Below are 18801 nucleotides of genomic sequence, written 5' to 3' on the forward strand. Positions count from 1 at the left end.
CTATCCTGCCAGGCGGAACTTCGTCGTGTCGACAGCGGCTGCCATCAGCGTCTGGGTGTAGGAATGGCGCGGGTTGTCGAAGATGTCGGCGGTCTGGCCTTCCTCGACGATCTTGCCCTGCTTCATGACGATGATGTAGTCGGCCATGGCGCGCACCACGGTCAGGTCGTGGCTGATGAACAGATAGGACAGGTCGTGGTCGGCCTGCAGCTTGCGCAGCAGTTCCACGATCTGCTTCTGCACGGAGCGGTCGAGCGCGGAGGTCGGCTCGTCCAGCACCACGACTTTCGGCTTGAGGATCATGGCGCGTGCGATAGCGACACGCTGCCGCTGCCCGCCGGAAAACTCGTGCGGATAGCGGTTGCGGCTTGCCGCATCCAGGCCGACTTCCTTCAGCGCCTCGATGGCGCGTCGGTCGCGTTCCTTGGTCGACAGCGAGGGCTCGTGCACCAAAAGCCCCTCGGTGATGACCTGCCCCACCGTCATGCGGGGCGATAGCGAGCCGAACGGATCCTGGAAAACGAGCTGCAATTCCTTCCGCAGCGGCCGCATCTCCTCCCTGTCGGCTTTGGAAAGGTCGCGATTTTCGAAGCGGATGCGCCCTTCGCTCGGCAACAGGCGCAGCAGGGCCCGCCCAAGGGTCGATTTCCCGGAGCCCGATTCGCCGACAATGCCGATGGTCTGGCCCTTCCTGAGCGCCACCGAAATCCTGTCGACCGCTTGCAGCAGCACGGGCGGGCCGGACAAGAAGCCGCCGCCGATCTTGAACGACACCTGCACGTCGGTGCCCTGCAACAGCACCGGCGCCGATGGCGGCGGCGGCAGCTTGGTGCCGGTCGGCTCGGCCGCCAGCAGCATCTTGGTATAATCGTGCTGAGGATCGACGAAGAGTTCCTCGGTTGCGCCGTCTTCCACCACCTCGCCCCGCCGCATGACATAGATGCGGTCGGCGAAGCGGCGAACGATGGTCAGGTCATGGGTGATGAAGACGATCGCCATGCCGAGCTTCTGCTGCAGTTCGGCGAGCAGCGCCAGGATCTGCGCCTGAATGGTGACGTCGAGCGCTGTCGTCGGCTCGTCGGCGATGAGGATATCGGGATCGTTGGCCAGCGCCATGGCAATCATGACGCGCTGCCGTTGGCCGCCCGAAAGCTCGTGCGGATATGAGTTGATGCGTCGTTCCGGGTCGGGAATACCGACCAGCTTGAGCAATTCCATCACGCGCGGGCGCGCTTCCCTGGCGCTCATGCCTTTGTGATACATCAGCGGCTCGGCCATCTGCCGGCCGATCTTGTAAAGCGGGTCGAGCGATGTCATCGGCTCCTGGAAGATCATCGTGATCTTGGCGCCGCGAATGGTGTTGAGCCGCCGCTCCGGCATGCCGATCAGCTCGGTGTCGCGGTAGCGCGCCGTTCCGGACACGCGTCCGTTGGAGGCGAGCAGGCCCATAATCGCCATCATGGTCTGGCTTTTGCCCGATCCGGATTCGCCGACGATGGCGACCGTCTCTCCGGCGCGCACATCGAGGTCGATGCCCTTCACCGCATGCACCTGGCCGTCATCTGTGTGGAACTTCACGTCGAGCTTGCGGACGGCGAGGATGGAGTTGTCGATATCGGCCATGTCAGCGGTCCTTCGGATCGAGGGCGTCGCGCAATCCATCGCCCAGGAAATTGAGGGCAAACAGGATCATGGTCAGCGTCACGGCGGGGAAGATCAGCAGCCAGGTGGCGCCGCGGATATTTTCGGCCCCTTCGGAAATCAGCAGGCCGAGGCTGGTCAGCGGCTCCTGCACGCCCAGGCCCAGGAAGGACAGCAGGCTTTCCAAAAGAATGGCCTTGGGAATGAGAAGCGTCGCATACACCACCACGGGGCCGAGCGTGTTGGGGATGATGTGGCGTTTGAGGATACCGCTCGTGGTCGCCCCTAGGGCTTCTGCGGCCTGCACGAACTCCTGCCGTTTCAGCGTCAGCGTCTGGCCGCGCACGATGCGCGACATGTCGAGCCACTCGGTCGCGCCGATGGCGATGAAGATGAGGATGAAACTTCGCCCGAAGAACACGACCAGAAGGATGACGAAGAAGATGAACGGCAGCGAGTAGAAGATATCGACGATGCGCATCATCACGCTGTCGATCTTGCCGCCATAATAGCCTGCGATGGCGCCATAGGTGACGCCCAGCACCAGCGCCATGGCGGATGCGAGCACGCCGATGGCGAGCGAAATGCGGATGCCGATCAGGATGCGCGCGAGCAGGTCGCGGCCGTTGTTGTCTGTGCCGAAGATGAACTGCAGGCGGCTGACGTCGGCCAGCATGACGCCCGACCGGCCGTCCGCGCTGAGCTGGTCGATACGGACATTGCTGAACAGGTCGCTGCGGTCGAGATAGCGCGTGATGCGCGGATCGAGCGGTTCGTCGTCGGAAATCGGCGCCGAGACGGTGTTGCCGTTCACTTCGGTGGCGCCGATGGTGATGCGGGCGCGCGCCAGCGCACTCTCGAACGCGGGCACGATGTCGTCTTCCTTCGGATAGGCCTCGAAGCTTGCCGGCACCCGTACATATTGCGGGTAGATCCGGTCATAGGAATGCGGCGCGACCATCGGGCCGATCAGGCCTGCCAGAGCGAGCACGACCAGCACAACCGCGCTGGCCACGGCCGCCCTGTTGCGGCGCAGGCGGCGCCAGGCATCCTGGAACAGCGAACGTCCAAGGGCCATTTCGCCGTCCGCGGGTGCGATGCCGGCCGCGGCCGGTACGATGTTTGGGGCTTCAGTCATAGCGAACCCTCGGATCGAGATAGGCATAGAGGATGTCGACGATCAGGTTGAACACCACGACGAAGACGGCGATGACGACCACCGTGCCCATCACCAGTGTGTAATCGCGTCCCAGTGCCCCTTGCACGAAGTAGCGGCCGATGCCGGGGATGCCGAAGATGGTTTCCACCACGACCGAACCGGTCATCAAGGCCGCCGCCGTCGGCCCGAGATAGGACACGACAGGCAGAATGCTCGCCCGCAGCGTGTGGACGTAAAGCACCACCCAGGACGGCAGACCGTAGGCGCGCGCGGTGCGGATGTGGTTGGACCGCAGCACCTCGATGGTGGCGCCCCGCGTCAGCCGCGCGACGATGGCCATTTGCGGCAGGGCCAGGGTCGCCACCGGCAGCACCATGCTTCCCGGCGCGCCCCAGCCACCTGCGGGCAACCAGCCGAAATAGACGCCGAAGATCAGGCTGAGGATCGGAGCGACGACGAAAGGCGGGATGGTGATGCCGAAGGTGGCGACGCCGACGACGCTGTAATCAACCCAGCTGTTCTGGCGCAGCGCGGCCAGCGAGCCGAGGACGGTTCCGAACACCAGCGCAATCGCGATGGCCGTCCCGCCGATCTGGACCGAGACGGGCAGACCGAAGCGGAACAGGTCGTTGACGGTGAAATCGCGCCGGGTGAAGCTCGGTCCGAGATCGCCATGCAGCAGGTTCCACAGATAAAGCATGTACTGCTGCGGCAGCGGCTTATCCATGTTGAAGGCGCGCTTCAGGTTCTCGATGATCAGCGGATCGATCGGCCGCTCCAGATCGAACGGGCCGCCAGGCGCGAGCCGCAGCATGAAGAATGCAATCGTGACGATGACGAAGAGTGTCGGGACGGCGCTGGCAAAGCGCCTGAGGACATAGAGCAGCATCGGCTACCTCGGTGCGCTACGGCATCGGCCCGAAAATCGAAATCGAATTTCGGAAAGCCCGATGCGTCGATTCAACAACTTAGAGCGTCCTGTGTGCGTCCGAGCGGACGCATGGCGCTCTAAGGCGCGACGGCACGAGACATCAGCCTCGCAACCCATCATGAGATGGGCGCGAGCGAAGGATCGGGGCGCGGTGTGCGGCCCCGGTCTCGAGCAGAAAGAGCGGTTTGGGTCCACTGAAAAGCTGCGCCCGGAGCGCGCGAGGCGTTCCGGGCGACCTCCATCTGGAGATCAGTTTTCGATGGACAGGTAGCGCGACCCGTGGACGTCCATGATGTTGTCTTCCCAGCCCTTGAGCTTGGCCGACACCAGATTGCCCGATGCGTAGTACATCACCGGGATGGCGGGCATTTCCTTGAGGAAGATTTCCTCAGCCTGGCGCAGAATGGCTGCGCGTTCGTTCAGGTCTACGGTCTCGCCGGCCTTCTTCATCGCCGCGTCGTAGTCGGCATTCGACCAGCGCGGATAGTTGAAGCCGAGATTCTGGCTTTCGAACAGGAAGAGGAAGTTCTGCGGATCGGAGTAGTCGCCGATCCAGCCGGCGCGGGTCATGTCGAAGTCGCCATCCTGCTTCATATAGTCGAAGTAGCCGGTGCCTTCCATTTCCACGAGCGTGGAGTTGATGCCGACGCTTTTGAGCATGTCGGCGACGGCCGTCATGGTGTTCTTGTGGTTGACGCTGGTGTTGTAGCGCAGCTCTACGGAGAGCTGACCCTCCTTGACGCCTGCCTCTTCCAGAAGCTTCTTGGCCTCGTCTTCGCGGTCGAGGATGTCCTTGTCCTTGTAGTCCAGGAAAACGGGATTGTCGTAGTTTGAGATGCCGGGCGGCACGAGCGAATAGGCGGGCTGCATGGCGCCCTTCCAGATTTCGTTGGCCAGGAAGTCGCGGTCGATGACCATGGAAATCGCCTGGCGCACGCGCGGGTCGGCGAGCTTTTCCTTCTTGACCTTCACCGGCAGATAATAGGTGCCGAGCTTGGGGACGATATGGACCTGATCGGCCATCTTTTCCTTCATGTAGGACAGCTGCTCATAGGCCAGGTCGGAGCAGGACTGCACTTCGCCGGCTTCGAAGCGGCGCAGGCAGTTGGCGCGGTCTTCAAAGGGAATGAAGTTGACGGTGTCGATCTTGACGTTGGCAGCGTCATGGAAGTTCGGGTTCTTCTTCATGACGATCTTGTCGTTCGGCGTGAACGCTTCGAGCATGAAGGCGCCGTTCGTCACCAGGTTTCCCGGCTTGGTGTATTCTTCGCCGAACTTCTCCACCGAAGCCTTGTGCAGCGGATAGGAGATCTGATGCGTCAGCAGTTCGAGCAGATAGGGCGTGGGCGAGCTGAGGCTGATTTCCAGGGTCTTGTCGTCGACCGCCTTGACACCGAGTTCCTCGGGCTTCTTCTCGCCCTTGTTGATCGCCTCAGCGTTCACCATCGGATAGAGCATGTTGGCGTAGGGGGCAGCGACCTTCGGGTCCTGTACGCGCTGATAGGCGAAGACGAAATCCTCGGCTGTCACCGGATCGCCGTTCGACCATTTCGCATCGGGCCGCAGATGGAAGGTGTATTTCAGGCCGTCGTCGGAAATCTCCCACTTCTCGGCCACGCCCGGCACGACGTTCGCCTTGTTGTCCTGCACCACGAGACCCTCATAGAGGTCGCGCATGATGTGGCCCTCGGCAACGGTCGAGGTCTTGTGATGGTCCAGTGTCGTGGGGTCGGTGTCGTTGCCGCGATTATAGACAACCTCGGCCAGGGCCGCACTGGCCATGTAACCGCCGCCCATGGCGAAGGTGGTGGCGAACACGGTCGCCTTCAGCATGTTCTTTAGCATGGTTTCACACTCCCGATCTGGGGCGCGTCGTCGTCGACGCCGCCTCTCCTAACTGAGGGGCCCGGCGCCGATATTCCGGCTTGACCGGGCATATGCAGGGGGTTCCTTTCCTCCTGCCGATAGCTGACACTAGTCAGGGAAATTTCCGAACACAACACGCCTTTTGATGACGTTGAGGAACCTCCCCAAGTCAACTGAGCCTGGAAAGGAAGATTCCGAGCGGTGGAAGGGCGACTTTCCCGAGTTCCGCGCTTCCCGCGGCACCGGGAAACGCGATCGGCTCGCCTGTGGAAAGTCCCGAAGGGACGATCCAGTTGACAGGCTGGTCGGAGAAATTGAACAGGCAAAGCAGCTTTTCGTCGCCTGTCTGGCGAATGAAGGCGAGGATTTCGTCCTCGACCTCGAACAGATCGATGGAACCGGTAACCAGCGCGGGATGCTGCTTTCGGGCGGCAAGCACAGCCCGATAATGGTTGAGCACGGAATCGGGATCGGTCTGCTGCACATTGACCGATTGCCGGCTCTGCGCCGGCAGCACCGGGAGCCACGGCTTGCCGGTTGAGAAACCGGCATTGGGCGCATTCGCTTCCCAGACCATCGGCGTACGGCACCCGTCGCGCCCTTTGAAGCCGGGCCAGAAACGGATGCCATAGGGATCGCGCAGGTCCTCGAAGGCAAGCTCCGCTTCCTGCAGCCCCAACTCCTCGCCCTGGTACAGACAGACCGAACCGCGCAGGCACGCCATGAGCCCGATGGCAAAACGCGCAACCGCTTTCGGGTCCTCGCCCGGCCTCGTCCAGCGGGTGACATGGCGCATGACGTCGTGGTTGGAGAACGCCCAGCAATACCAGCCGTCGATCACCATCGCCTCGAAGGCGGAGACGCATTTGTGGACGTAGCCGGCGGAAAAATCCGGGCCCAGCATGTCGAATGTGTAGCACATCTGCAGCTTGTCGCCGCCGGAGGTGTAGGCCGCGACCGTCTGCAGCGACCGCCACTCGTCGCCGACCTCGCCGACCGCGGCGCGACCTTCATATTCGTTGAGCAAGCGCCGGAAACGCTGGAGAAAAACCAGGTTCTCGGGCTGCGTCTTGTTGAACAGATGAAGCTGGTAGCCATACGGATTGGTGGTGTCGATGGTGCCTGCGAGGGCTTCGGCGGATGGCGGGTTGTCGCGCAGCCACCGGTCGTGGATGTAGTGGTTGACGGTGTCGAGGCGGAAGCCGTCGACACCCCTGTCCAGCCAGAACCGCACCGTCTCCAGAAGGGCAGCCTGCACTTCCGGATTGTGGAAATTAAGATCCGGCTGGGAGATCAGGAAGTTGTGCAGGTAATATTGCTTGCGAACCGAATCCCATTCCCAAGCGGAGCCGCCGAAATTGGACAGCCAGTTGTTGGGCGGCCCGCCATCGGGCTTGGGCGCCGCCCAGACATACCAATCGGCCTTGGGATTGTCGCGGTCGGCGCGGCTTTCGATGAACCAAGGGTGCTGGTCTGACGTATGCGACAGGACCTGGTCGATGATAATCTTCAGCCCCAGGCGATGCGCCTCTGCGATCAGCCGGTCGAAATCATCGAGCGTGCCGAACATCGGATCGACGTCGCAGTAATCCGACACGTCGTAGCCCATGTCGGCCATGGGTGACTTGAAGAAGGGCGACAGCCAGACCGCATCGACGCCGAGCGAGGCGATGTAAGGCAGCCGTTCGGTGATGCCGACGAGATCGCCGCTGCCATCGCCGGTCGTGTCCTGAAACGAGCGCGGATAGACCTGATAGATGACGCAGCCCCGCCACCAGTCATGTGGATCGGTCATTCGCGTCTCCATGATGCAAACCGAGCAAACAGCTGAGTGCCGAAATCACCCCCTCACCGGTTTGCTGCGCAAACCACCTCTCCCCCTGCCCGGAGGAGAGGAACCGCTGCCTCCGAGGGTGCAGAACCTGGGTTCCTCGCCCCCACAAAGTGGGGGAGAGGTGGCGAGCGCAGCGAGCCGGTGAGGGGGTATGTTGCAGTCCAACACTCATGATGGGTCGCCTGCGACCTCAACCGCAAACGCCACCTTCCGGCCCGGAAGCGAAAAGGACAGACCGGTGTTGCGGACCGTTGCCGGCTCCACCGCTTCCCGCCAGGTAAAGCCGTCGCGTTTTGGCGGCACGAACTGCGTCGCCCTGCGGTCGCCATTGACCAGCACAGCGACGCGTCCCCGGCCCGCCTCGACACCCAGCACCATCATCAGGCGGCGGCGTTGCGGGTCGTTCCAATCACCTTCCGACAAGGGTTTGCCGTTCTCCGCGAGCCATTCGACATCGGGTACATCGCCTTCGACGGAAGCAGTGCCCGTCAGGAAGGCCGTGTCTTCCAGCGCGGCGACCTGCTTTCTGACCAGAGCAAGCGCGGCGACATAATCCTCCAGCTCGCGGTCCCTGCCCTGCCAGTCCAGCCAGGTGATCTCATTGTCCTGGGCATAGGCATTGTTGTTGCCGGACTGGCTGCGCCCGAACTCGTCGCCCGCCGTCAGCATGATCGTGCCGCGCGAGGCAAACAGGGTCGCCAGCATGGCGCGGGCATCGCGGCGGCGCTGTTCCTTCACATCAGCATTGCCGGAAGCTCCCTCGACGCCGTTGTTCCACGAGAGATTCTCGTTGTGGCCGTCGCGGTTCTGCTCGCCATTCGCCTCGTTGTGCTTGCGTTCGTAGGCGGCGATATCGGCCAGCGCCATGCCGTCATGCGCGGCGATGAAATTCACCGTGCGGGTCGACGCGGCATTGTGCTGGAAAATGTCGGACGAGCCGGACAGCCTTGTGGCCAGGGTGCCCAAGGTGCCGGAATCGCCGCGCCAGAAGCGTCTGACATCGTCGCGATAGCGGTCGTTCCATTCGAGAAAATCCGGCGGAAACCCGCCCAGCCTGTAGCCACCCGGGCCGATGTCCCACGGCTCGGCGATCAGCACCCGGTCCTTGAGGATCGGATCGGCGGCGATCTCCTTCAGAAGCGGCGCTTCGGCATCGAAGACGCCGTTCACCCGGCCGAGAATCGGCGCAAGGTCGAAGCGGAAGCCGTCGACGCCGGCGGCCGTCACGAAATGGCGAAGGCTATCGAGAATGAGCTCGCGCACCCATGGGTGGTTGCAGTCGACCGTATTGCCGCAACCGGTGTCGTTGACCAGCCGGCCCGGCTCGCCCTCGACATGGCGGTAGTAGGTCGGGTTGTCGAGGCCGCGCAGCGAGACGGTCGGCCCGAACTCATCGCTTTCGGCCGTGTGGTTGAAGACGAGATCGAGGATAACGGCGATGCCAACAGCGTGCAGTGCTGCCACCGTCGCGCTGAGTTCGGCTATGCCGCCCGGCGCCAGGCGCGGATCGAGCGCCATGAACGAGACGGGGTTGTAGCCCCAGGCGTTGCGCAGCCCCAGGGGCGGCAGATGGCGCTCGTCCATCGTCGCCGTGATCGGCATGAGCTCGACCGCCGACACACCGATTTTGACGAGATGCGCGATAACGGCAGGATGCGCCAGCGCCGCGATTGTCCCACGCAGCGCCTCCGGCACGTCGGGATGGCGCATGGTGAAGCCGCGCGCCGGCACTTCATAGACCAAGCCGCCAGCCCGCAGCAGCGGCGGTGCGACTTGCGCCGGCTCACCCGATACCACGACCGCTTTCGGCATCAGCCCGGCCGTGTCGTGCCCCTCGCCGCGCCGTCCGCCAAGCCGTGCGTCATAGACGTAAGGGCGGTCGATCTCCAGCGCATAGGGATCGATCAGGAGTTTGTCGGGGTCGAACCACAATTCCTGCTCGGGCCGATAAGGCCCGTCGGCGCGAAACCCGTAGCGGGTACCCGGCCGCAGGCCCGGAACCTCCGTCGAGAAGAGCCCCTTGCCGTCCGTCGCCAGCTCGTAGGTGCCGATCTCGGTCTCGCCCTCCCTGTCGAAAACCGAAACCCAGATGCGCTCGGCATGCGCCGACCGCACCGAAAAGCAAACCCCTTTTTCAAGGGCAACCGCGCCGAGTCGCATATGCGCCCCCCGTCAGGTGATCACTGTTGGCTTTTCGCGTCCCGTGTGAACGCGAATGCCGGCAAGCTCCTCCGCCGCGGCAATCAGCTCGGCCAAAGCCGCCTGGGTGGGAATGTCATGCTTGGACGTGTCGGGCTCGTAGCGCTCGATGTAGACCCGCAGTGTCGCGCCCGACGTGCCGGTGCCCGACAGGCGGAAGACGACGCGCGAGCCGCCTTCGAACAGAACGCGCACGCCCTGCTGCTCGCTGACCGAGCCGTCGACCGGATCGTGATAGGCGAAGTCGTCGGCGCTCACCACCTTCATGCCGTTCACGCTGGAGCCGGGCAGCGAGGCCAGCTTGCCGCGCAGTTCCGACATCAGCGCGTTGGCGCGTTCGCTCTCGACCTCCTCATAGTCGTGGCGCGAATAGTAGTTCCGGCCATAGGTCGCCCAATGGTCGGTGACGATCTCTTTGACCGACTGGCCGCGCGCGGCGATCACGTTGAGCCAGAACAGGACTGCCCACAACCCGTCCTTCTCGCGCACATGGTTCGAGCCGGTGCCGAAGCTTTCCTCGCCGCATAGCGTGGCCATGCCGGCATCGAGCAGGTTGCCGAAAAACTTCCAGCCGGTCGGCGTCTCATACATGCCGATGCCGAGCTTTTCGGCCACGCGGTCGGCCGCGCCGCTCGTCGGCATGGAGCGCGCGATGCCGGCCAGCCCCCCGGCATAACCCGGCGCCAACGTCGCGTTGGCGGCCAGAACGGCTAGGCTGTCGGACGGGGTGACGAACAGGCCGTGGCCGACGATCATGTTGCGGTCGCCATCGCCATCGGAAGCCGCACCGAAGTCCGGCCCGCCTTCGGCCATGACGTCTTCATAGAGCTCATGGGCGTGGACGAGGTTCGGATCGGGATGATGCCCGCCGAAATCCTCCAGCGGCACGAAGTTCCTGGCGGTGCCGTCCGGTGCGCCCAGCCGCTTCTCCAATATGTCCTTGCCATAGGGACCGGTGACGGCATGCATGGCATCGAACGACATGCGGAAGCCGCTGGCAAACAGCTTGCGGATCGCTGCGAAGTCGAACAGGCTTTCCATCAGTTCGGCATAGTCGGCAACGGGATCGACGACCTCGATGGTCATGCCGGCCTTTTCGACAGAGCCTATCGTGTCGATGTCGATGTCGCCGACATCGGCGACCAGATAGCGGTCGATGACCTTGCTGCGCGCATAGATGGCATCCGTCATCTTCTCGGGCGCCGGACCGCCATTCGAGGCGTTGTACTTGATGCCGAAATCTTCCTTGGGTCCGCCGGCATTGTGGCTTGCGGACAGGATCAGGCCGCCGAAGGCCTGGCGCTTGCGGATCAGGTTGGACGCCGCCGGCGTCGACAGGATGCCGCCCTGGCCGACGATGACGCCGCCAAAGCCGTTGCCGGCCGCAATCGCTATCGCCTTCTGGATCACCTCGCGGTTGTAGTAGCGGCCGTCGCCGCCGATCACCAGCGTCTTGCCTTCAAAGCCCTCAAGGCTGTCGAAGACGGACTGAATGAAGTTTTCGGCATAGTTTTCCTGCTGGAAAACCGGCACCTTCTTGCGCAGGCCGGAGGTTCCCGGCTTCTGGTCGCCATAGGGTTTCGTCGGGATTGTTCTTGTCGTCATTTCCTCAGGCAACCTTCCTCGAAGCAAGCGAGCGATAGAGCGCGGCATATTTGGCCGCGCTGTTGTTCCAGGACACATCCGCCTTCATGCCCTGGCGTTGCAGCGATGCCCATTTCGGAGAATCGGCATGCAGCATATTGGCCTTTTGTATCGCATACATGAAAGCATCGGCGCTTTCAGCAGCGAAGTGGAAGCCGGTGGCGACGCCTGCCGTCACCGCCGCCTCGTTCGCGTCGATGACGGTGTCGGCAAGCCCGCCGGTGCGCGCCACCAAGGGCACGCAACCGTAGCGCAGGCCATAGAGCTGGGTCAGTCCACACGGCTCGAAACGCGAGGGAATGACGATGGCGTCGCATCCGCCCTGCATGAGATGCGACAGCCCCTCGTCATAGCCGATCACCACGCCGATCCTGCCGCGATGCCGAGAGGCGGCAGCCAGCAGCGCGCCTTCGAGCCCCGCATCGCCGGAACCGAGCACGGCAAGCCGCGCGCCCGTCGCCACGATCCGGTCGACGATGGACGACAACAGGTCCATACCCTTCTGCCAGGTCAGCCGGCTGATGACGCAATAGATCGGACCGTCGTCCTTATCGAGGCCGAAACGGTCCTCCACGGCGCGCTTGTTGACCAGCCGCCCCTTGAGCGACTTCGCCGAATAGCGGGCTGCGAGGCGGTCGTCGGTCTCGGGGTTCCACACGTCGGTATCGATACCGTTGACGATGCCGTGCAGGTCGGTCGCCCGCATGTTGATCAGACCGTCCAGCCCCATGCCGAACAGCGGCGTGCGTATCTCCTGCGCATAGGTCGGACTGACCGTGGTCAGCGCCCAGGCAGCCTGGACGCCGGCCTTGAGGAAACCGACGCCGCCATAATATTCGACGCCGTCCAGGGCCATGGCGCGCGGCGGCAGGCCGAGGCCGGCAAAGACGGCAGCGCCGAACTGCCCCTGGAAGGCGAGGTTGTGGACCGTCAGCACGGACGGAACGCCGACAGCCTCGCCAAAGCGCATATAGGCGAGCGTCATCGCCGCCTGCCAGTCATGCGCATGCACCACGTCGGGCCGGTAGTTTTCGATGGCGCCGGCGGCAAGATCGGCGCCGACCTTCCCGAGCGCTGCGAAGCGCCGCCAATTGTCGGCCCAGTCGACGCCGCCGGCGTCGCCATAGGGGCCGCCGACGCGGTCGAAGAGATGCGGGGCCTCCAGCACCAAAAGGTCGAGGCCGGCGATTGTCGCAGCGTGGACCGCGGCCTTGCCGCCCTGCAATTCGGCGTAGCTGTGGGCGGGCTTTCGCTTGCGGAACGCTTTCATGATCACGGGATAGCCGGGGACCAGCGTTTTGACCTCGATACCCTGCGGCTTGAGCGCGGGCGGCAGCGCTCCCACCACATCGGCAAGACCGCCGGTCTTGACCAGCGGATAGATCTCCGAAGCGACCGCCAGAACCTGCATCAAACCTCCAGCCGGTCGATCATCGGCTGCGTGATCAGGCGAATGCCGCCTTCCGACATGCGGAAGCGCTTGGCGTCCAAAACAGGGTCCTCGCCCACGACCAGCCCCTCGGGGATTTTCACCCCGCGGTCGATGACCACCTTGCTCAGCCGCGCATTGCGACCCACCCAGCAATCGGGCAGCACCACCGCTTCGTCCAATGACGAGAACGAGTTGACGCGCGCGCCGGTGAAAATGAGGCTTCGTTTGAGCGCGGCGCCCGAGATGATGCAATCGCCCGCGACCAGCGACGACACGGCGGAGCCCCGCCGGCCTTCCTCGTCATGCACGAACTTCGCCGGCGGCTTGATCTCGGCATAGGTCCAGATCGGCCATTCGCGGTCGTAGATGTCGAGTTCGGGCGTGATGTCGGTCAGGTCGATATTGGCTTCCCAGTATGCGTCGATGGTGCCCACGTCGCGCCAGTAGGCCTCGCGCTCGAAGGACGAGCGCACGCAGGACTTGGCGAAGCGATGCGCCACCGCCTTCCCGTGCTGGACGATATAGGGAATGATATCCTTGCCGAAATCCCGGCTGGATGCCGGGTCCGCCGCATCCCGGCGCAGTTGTTCCATCAGGAAGGCCGTGCGGAACACATAGATGCCCATCGACGCCAAAGCGAATTCCGGATTGCCGGGAATGCCGGGCGGATCTGCCGGCTTCTCGATGAAGGAGCTGATATTGTCGTTTTCGTCGACATGCATGACGCCGAAGCCGGTCGCCTCCATGCGCGGCACTTCGAGACAGCCCACGGTCACGTCGGCATTGGTGTCGACATGCTCGCGGAGCATGAGTTCGTAGTCCATCTTGTAAATGTGGTCGCCCGCCAGGATGACCATGAACTCAGGCCCATAGGATTCGATGATGTCGATGTTCTGGAACACCGCGTCGGCGGTGCCTTCATACCATTGCGTTTCGGAAACGCGCTGGCTGGCCGGCAGGATGTCGAAGCTCTCGTTGCGTTCCTGGCGGAAGAAGTTCCAGCCTTTCGTCAGGTGCCTGATCAGCGAATGCGCCTTGTATTGCGTCGCCACGCCAATGCGGCGGATGCCGGAATTCAGCGCGTTGGAGAGCGCGAAATCGATGATGCGCACTTTGCCGCCGAAATAGACCGCCGGCTTGGCGCGAAAATCGGTCATTTCCTTGAGCCGGCTGCCCCGACCGCCGGCAAGTACATAGGCCATCGCGTCGCGTGCCAGGGGTTGACTTCTTTTAGTGCTCTCCAATTTTTCCTCCCGAACCCGTTACCCGATAAATTCCAGCATGATCGTCGCCAGCGGCGGCAAGGTGAGGCTTGCCAGCGCCCCCTCGCCGTCAGCGAAATCCGCAACCACCATGCCACCGTTCCCCAGTCCCGAACCGCCATAGACCTCAGCGTCGGTGTTTATTATTTCGCGCCATTTTCCTTGCCGAGGCAATGGCACTTTGTAGTCGTATCGCGGCACCGGCGTGAAATTCGTGATCACCGCAATCGGGTTGCCGTCCAGTGTCTTGCGCAGCCAGGCGAAGACGGAGTTTTCGCTGTCGTCGGCGATCAGCCAGTCAAAGCCGTCCGGCTCGCAATCGCGCTCATGCAGCGCCGACCGCGAGCGGTAGAGATGGTTGAGGTCGCGCACCACCTGCCTGACGCCGGCGTGCGGGGCGGAGTCGAGCAGGTGCCAGTCGAGCGCGCGTTCCTCGCTCCATTCCGCCCGCTGGGCGAATTCCTGCCCCATGAACAGCAGCTTCTTGCCGGGATAGCCCCACATGAAGCCGTAATAGGCACGCAGCGTCGCGAATTTCTGCCAGTCGTCGCCGGCCATCTTGGTCAGCAGCGTGCCTTTGCCGTGCACGACCTCGTCATGCGACAGCGGCAGCACGAAATTTTCGCTGAAGGCGTAGACGAGACCGAAGGTGATCTCGTTGTGATGGTGCTTGCGATAGATCGGCTCGCGCGCCAGATAGGCGAGCGTGTCGTGCATGAACCCCATGTTCCACTTGAAGCCGAATCCCAGGCCGCCCTCATGCACCGGCTGGGATACTTTCGGCCAGGACGTCGATTCCTCGGCGATGGTGATGACGCCGGGATGGGTGCCGTAGACGGCTGTATTCATCTGCTGCAGGAAGCTGACGGCTTCCAGGTTTTCACGGCCGCCGCGCTCGTTGGGGATCCACTCGCCTTCCTTGCGCGAGTAGTCGAGATAGAGCATCGATGCGACCGCATCGACGCGCAGCCCGTCGACATGGAATTTCTCAGCCCAGTAGAGCGCGTTGTTGACCAGGAACGACACCACCTCGCGCCGGCCGAAATTGTAGATCGCGGTGTTCCAGTCGGGGTGAAAACCCTTGCGCGGGTCGGCATGCTCGTAAAGGGCGGTGCCGTCGAACTTCGCCAGCCCATGCTCGTCGACCGGAAAATGCGCAGGCACCCAATCGAGGATCACGCCGAGACCGGCGCGATGCGCGCCCTCGACGAAGCGCGCGAAACCCTCCGGATCGCCAAACCGCGCGGTCGGCGCATACAGCCCCGTGGTCTGGTAGCCCCAGGACGGGTCATAGGGATGCTCGGAGATCGGCAGGAATTCGATATGGGTAAAGCCGGTGTCGACGGTGTATGGGATCAGCCTTTCGGCAAGCTCGTCCCAGCTCAGGAACGTGCCGTCGTCGCGGCGCTGCCATGAACCGGGGTGAACCTCGTAGATGCTGATCGCCTCGCGCCGCTGGTCGGCCTTGCGCCAGTAGCTGCGGTGGGCATCGTCGCCCCATTCATGCTCAAGCGGACCGGCAACGATGGAAGCGGTCGCAGGGCGCAGTTCCGAGCGGAACGCGAAAGGATCGGCCTTGAGCGGCAGCTTGACCCCATCCGGTCCGATCAGCTCGTATTTGTAGGGCTGGCCCTCGCCGACATCGGGCAGGAAGATTTCCCAAATGCCGGTGTCATGGCGGCTGCGCATGGGATGGCGCCGGCCGTCCCAATCGTTGAAGGGGCCGACGACCGAAACGCGCTCGGCATTGGGAGCCCAGACGGCGAAATGCACGCCATCGGCGCCTTCATGCGACAGGACATGTGCGCCCAGCTTGTCGAACAGCCTGAGGTGCGAGCCTTCGGCGATGTAATAGTCGTCCATCGGGCCAAGCACCGGACCGAAGGAATAGGGGTCGGTCAGCCACCACTCACCGGAGGCATTGCTCGCCTTCAGGCGAATCGGCTGGCGTTTGCGGATGGAAAGCCGGCCTTCGAAGAAGCCGGCATCGTCGCGGCGGGTGAGATCGCCGCAGGCCTTGCCCTGAAGGGTGTAGGCAGTGACGGATTCGGCGTGGGGCACGAAGCAGCGGGCGACGAAGACCGCACCGATCTTCTGTACCCCCAGGACGGCAAAGGGATCGCCATGGCGTCCGGCCACGATAGCGCGGACATCACCCTCTGCCGCTCGTTCAGTTTCGCCCAATCGGGCGGTGACGCGCCGCTTTTCTTCCGTCAGGACTTCCTCCCCTTGTATGCTTGTATGGATACGTCTCGGATCGGCGGGTTCCTCACACGGGAACGTTCCAGATCTCCTCTGCATACTGACGGATGGTGCGGTCGGACGAGAACCAGCTCATCCGGGCGACGTTGTGGATCGCCTTGGCGTACCAGAGCGGGCTGTCGCGCCACACCTCGTCGATCTTCCTCTGCGTGTCGGCGTAGGAGTCGAAATCGGCGGCGACCATGAACCAGTCGTGCTGGTAAAGCCCATCGGTGAGTTCGCGGTAGCGATCTGGATCGTCCGGCGAGAACACGCCCGACGAAATGGCCGAAAGCGCCTGCGACAGCTCGGGCGAACCGGCGATGACATCGCGCGGATTGTAGCCATTCGCGCGTCGCTGGGCGACCTCCTCCGTGGTCAGGCCGAAAATGAAGATGTTGTCGTCGCCGACATGCTCTTTCATTTCGACATTGGCGCCGTCGAGCGTGCCGATGGTCAGCGCGCCGTTGAGCGCGAACTTCATGTTGCCGGTGCCCGACGCCTCCATGCCGGCCGTCGAAATCTGTTCCGACAGGTCCGCTGCCGGCATCATGATCTCGGCGAGGCTGACATTGTAGTTCGGGACGAACACGACCTTCAAAAGGCCGCGCACGGACGGGTCGCTGTTGACGACCCGCGCGACATCGTTGGCGAGTTTGATGATCAGCTTGGCGTTGTGGTAGCTGGGTGCCGCCTTGCCGCCGAAGAACTTCACGCGCGGCATCCAGTCCCGTTCGGGATGCGAGCGGATCTGATCGTAGAGTGCGACGGCCTCGATGATGTTGAGCAGCTGCCGCTTGTATTCGTGGATGCGCTTGATCTGGATGTCGAACATCGCCGACGGATCGACACGGATGCCGAGCCGTTCGGAGACCAGCGAAGCCAGCCTCTGCTTGTTGGCGCGCTTGACGGCTGCGAACTTCTCGCGGAAGGCCGCATCGGAAGCCAGCGCATCCAGATCGCTGATCGCGTCGATATCGTCGAGGAAGCGGTCGCCGATGGCTTCGCGGGCAAGGGCGGTCAGGCCGGGATTGCACTGGATCAGCCAGCGGCGTGGCGTGATCCCGTTGGTCTTGTTGTTGATGCGAGTGGGGTAGAGCTTATGCAGGTCGGCAAACACCGTCTCCTTCATCAGCTCGGTATGCAGCGCCGAAACGCCATTGATGCTGTGGGAACCGGCGAAAGCGAGATTGCCCATGCGCACGCGCCGCTCGCCGCCTTCATTGATCAGCGAAATGCTGGAAATCTGCTCGCCCGAGAAATCCCCCTTGGCGCGCGCTTCGATCAGGATCTGCGCATTGATGGCGTAGACGATCTGCATGTGGCGCGGCAAAAGCCGCTCGAACAGCGGCACCGGCCAGCTTTCCAGCGCTTCGGGAAGCAGCGTGTGGTTGGTATAGGCGAAGGTGCGCTTGGTGATGTCCCAGGCATCGTCGAAATCCAGGCCGTGAACATCGAGCAAAAGCCGCATCAGTTCGGCGACCGCCACCGAAGGGTGGGTGTCGTTGAGATGGATGGCCGCTTTGTCGGGCAGCGAATGCAGGTCGCCATACTGGCTGAGATGGCGCTGCAGAATGTCCTGCAGCGAGGCGGTGGAGAAGAAATACTCCTGCCGCAGGCGCAGTTCCTGACCGGCCGGAGTCGCATCGGCGGGATACAAAACGCGCGACAGGGCGTCGGCCTTGTTGCTCTCGCGCAGGGCCCCGATATGGTCGCCGGCGTTGAAGGCGGCGAGCAGGATGGGATCGAGCGACATGCCCGCCCATAGGCGCAGCGTGTTGACGCGCTTGCCGCGCCAGCCGACCACAGGCGTATCGTAGGCCACGGCCAGCACGCGCTCGGTCGGTTTCCAGATATGCCGTTCCAGCCTGCCCTGCGCGTCGGTGACCGATTCCACCGAGCCGCCGAATCCGACTTCGAAGGCGCGCTCGCGGCGCTCGAACTCCCAGGGGTTGCCGTGGTCGAGCCAGTTCTCGGGCAGTTCGACCTGCCATCCGTCGCGGATTTCCTGCCGGAACATGCCGTTCACATAGCGAATGCCGTAGCCATGGACAGGCACGTCGACGGTCGCCATGCTCTCCATGAAGCAGGCCGCCAAGCGGCCGAGACCGCCATTGCCGAGCGCAGCGTCAGGCTCAAGCGCTGCGATCACGTCGAAATCGACACCGAGCGAGGACAGCGCCTCGCGCATCGCATCCATCATGCCGAGATTGGAAAAAGCGTCGCGCATCAGCCTGCCGATGAGGAACTCGAGCGACAGGTAGTAAACGCGCTTGGCGCTCTGGTCGTAGGCTTCCTTGGTGGACGACACCCACCGGTCGATGATGCGGTCGCGCACAACCTTGATCGACGCCGTCAGCCAGTCATGCGGCGTGGCGACGGTGGCGTCCTTGCCGCCCCGATATTTCAGGACGCGCAGAATCTCGTCCGCCAATTCCTTGGGGTCGATATTCTCTGAGGGAAGAAAGGAGGTCTCGGAAATCACAGCGCTCGTCATATGGCCTCTCATTGGGCTCCGGCGCGTGTCCTTAGACCGCCGGCGCAACTTGCACTACTCCTCCCGAGAGCCATGCTAGACGATCCGCAGATATT

At 63.2% G+C, this 18801-nt stretch carries 11 protein-coding genes; all 11 read right to left on the reverse strand.

Annotated elements, in window-relative coordinates; genetic code table 11:
- Complete coding sequence (locus ICI42_RS14945) at positions 1–1623, reverse strand: ABC transporter ATP-binding protein (protein ID WP_188165375.1); 1623 nt, start codon at positions 1621–1623, stop codon at positions 1–3.
- Between the two features lies 1 nt (position 1624).
- Positions 1625–2719, reverse strand: coding sequence for an ABC transporter permease (locus ICI42_RS14950; protein WP_407945172.1), 1095 nt, complete (start codon positions 2717–2719; stop codon positions 1625–1627).
- Positions 2720–2771: 52 nt separating this feature from the next.
- The gene (locus ICI42_RS14955; RefSeq protein ID WP_188165377.1) at positions 2772–3689 is read right to left on the reverse strand and encodes an ABC transporter permease subunit; all 918 of its coding nucleotides are present in this window, start codon (positions 3687–3689) and stop codon (positions 2772–2774) included.
- 291 nt (positions 3690–3980) lie between these two features.
- Entirely contained in the window at positions 3981–5564 is a 1584-nt protein-coding gene (locus tag ICI42_RS14960) for a peptide ABC transporter substrate-binding protein (RefSeq protein WP_407945173.1), read from the reverse strand.
- Between the two features lie 202 nt (positions 5565–5766).
- Positions 5767–7392: a beta-galactosidase BglA gene (bglA, locus tag ICI42_RS14965; RefSeq protein ID WP_188165379.1), complete on the reverse strand. Its 1626-nt coding sequence runs from the start codon at positions 7390–7392 to the stop codon at positions 5767–5769.
- Positions 7393–7599: 207 nt separating this feature from the next.
- Complete coding sequence (gene glgX / locus ICI42_RS14970; protein WP_188165380.1) at positions 7600–9591, reverse strand: glycogen debranching protein GlgX; 1992 nt, start codon at positions 9589–9591, stop codon at positions 7600–7602.
- Positions 9592–9603: 12 nt separating this feature from the next.
- On the reverse strand, positions 9604–11235 hold the full coding sequence (locus ICI42_RS14975) for an alpha-D-glucose phosphate-specific phosphoglucomutase (protein WP_188165381.1): 1632 nt from the start codon (positions 11233–11235) through the stop codon (positions 9604–9606).
- A 4-nt stretch (positions 11236–11239) separates the two neighbouring features.
- Positions 11240–12685, reverse strand: a complete 1446-nt coding sequence (glgA, locus tag ICI42_RS14980; RefSeq protein WP_188165382.1) for a glycogen synthase GlgA — start codon at positions 12683–12685, stop codon at positions 11240–11242.
- Positions 12685–13908: a glucose-1-phosphate adenylyltransferase gene (gene glgC / locus ICI42_RS14985; protein ID WP_230980394.1), complete on the reverse strand. Its 1224-nt coding sequence runs from the start codon at positions 13906–13908 to the stop codon at positions 12685–12687. Before glgC ends, glgA begins: the two co-directional genes overlap by 1 nt.
- Positions 13909–13968: 60 nt before the next feature.
- A complete protein-coding gene (glgB, locus tag ICI42_RS14990) occupies positions 13969–16152 on the reverse strand; it encodes a 1,4-alpha-glucan branching protein GlgB (RefSeq protein ID WP_230980370.1) in 2184 nt (727 codons plus the stop codon).
- Positions 16153–16237: 85 nt separating this feature from the next.
- Positions 16238–18706: a glycogen/starch/alpha-glucan phosphorylase gene (locus ICI42_RS14995; protein ID WP_188165385.1), complete on the reverse strand. Its 2469-nt coding sequence runs from the start codon at positions 18704–18706 to the stop codon at positions 16238–16240.
- Between the last annotated feature and the right edge of the window lie 95 nt (positions 18707–18801).

This window comes from Oryzicola mucosus (assembly GCF_014534685.1).
In the GTDB taxonomy this organism is placed as follows: Bacteria; Pseudomonadota; Alphaproteobacteria; order Rhizobiales; family Rhizobiaceae; genus Oryzicola; species Oryzicola mucosus.

Coding starts and splice junctions, on each gene's coding strand:
- ICI42_RS14955 (WP_188165377.1), bottom strand. CDS start 3,689: ATGCTGCTCTATGTCCTCAGGCGCTTTGCCAGCGCCGTCCCGACACTC.
- glgX (WP_188165380.1), bottom strand. CDS start 9,591: ATGCGACTCGGCGCGGTTGCCCTTGAAAAAGGGGTTTGCTTTTCGGTG.
- glgC (WP_230980394.1), bottom strand. CDS start 13,908: ATGGCCTATGTACTTGCCGGCGGTCGGGGCAGCCGGCTCAAGGAAATG.
- ICI42_RS14945 (WP_188165375.1), bottom strand. CDS start 1,623: ATGGCCGATATCGACAACTCCATCCTCGCCGTCCGCAAGCTCGACGTG.
- ICI42_RS14950 (WP_407945172.1), bottom strand. CDS start 2,719: ATGGCCCTTGGACGTTCGCTGTTCCAGGATGCCTGGCGCCGCCTGCGC.
- ICI42_RS14975 (WP_188165381.1), bottom strand. CDS start 11,235: ATGACGACAAGAACAATCCCGACGAAACCCTATGGCGACCAGAAGCCG.
- bglA (WP_188165379.1), bottom strand. CDS start 7,392: ATGACCGATCCACATGACTGGTGGCGGGGCTGCGTCATCTATCAGGTC.
- ICI42_RS14995 (WP_188165385.1), bottom strand. CDS start 18,706: ATGACGAGCGCTGTGATTTCCGAGACCTCCTTTCTTCCCTCAGAGAAT.
- ICI42_RS14960 (WP_407945173.1), bottom strand. CDS start 5,564: ATGCTGAAGGCGACCGTGTTCGCCACCACCTTCGCCATGGGCGGCGGT.
- glgA (WP_188165382.1), bottom strand. CDS start 12,685: ATGCAGGTTCTGGCGGTCGCTTCGGAGATCTATCCGCTGGTCAAGACC.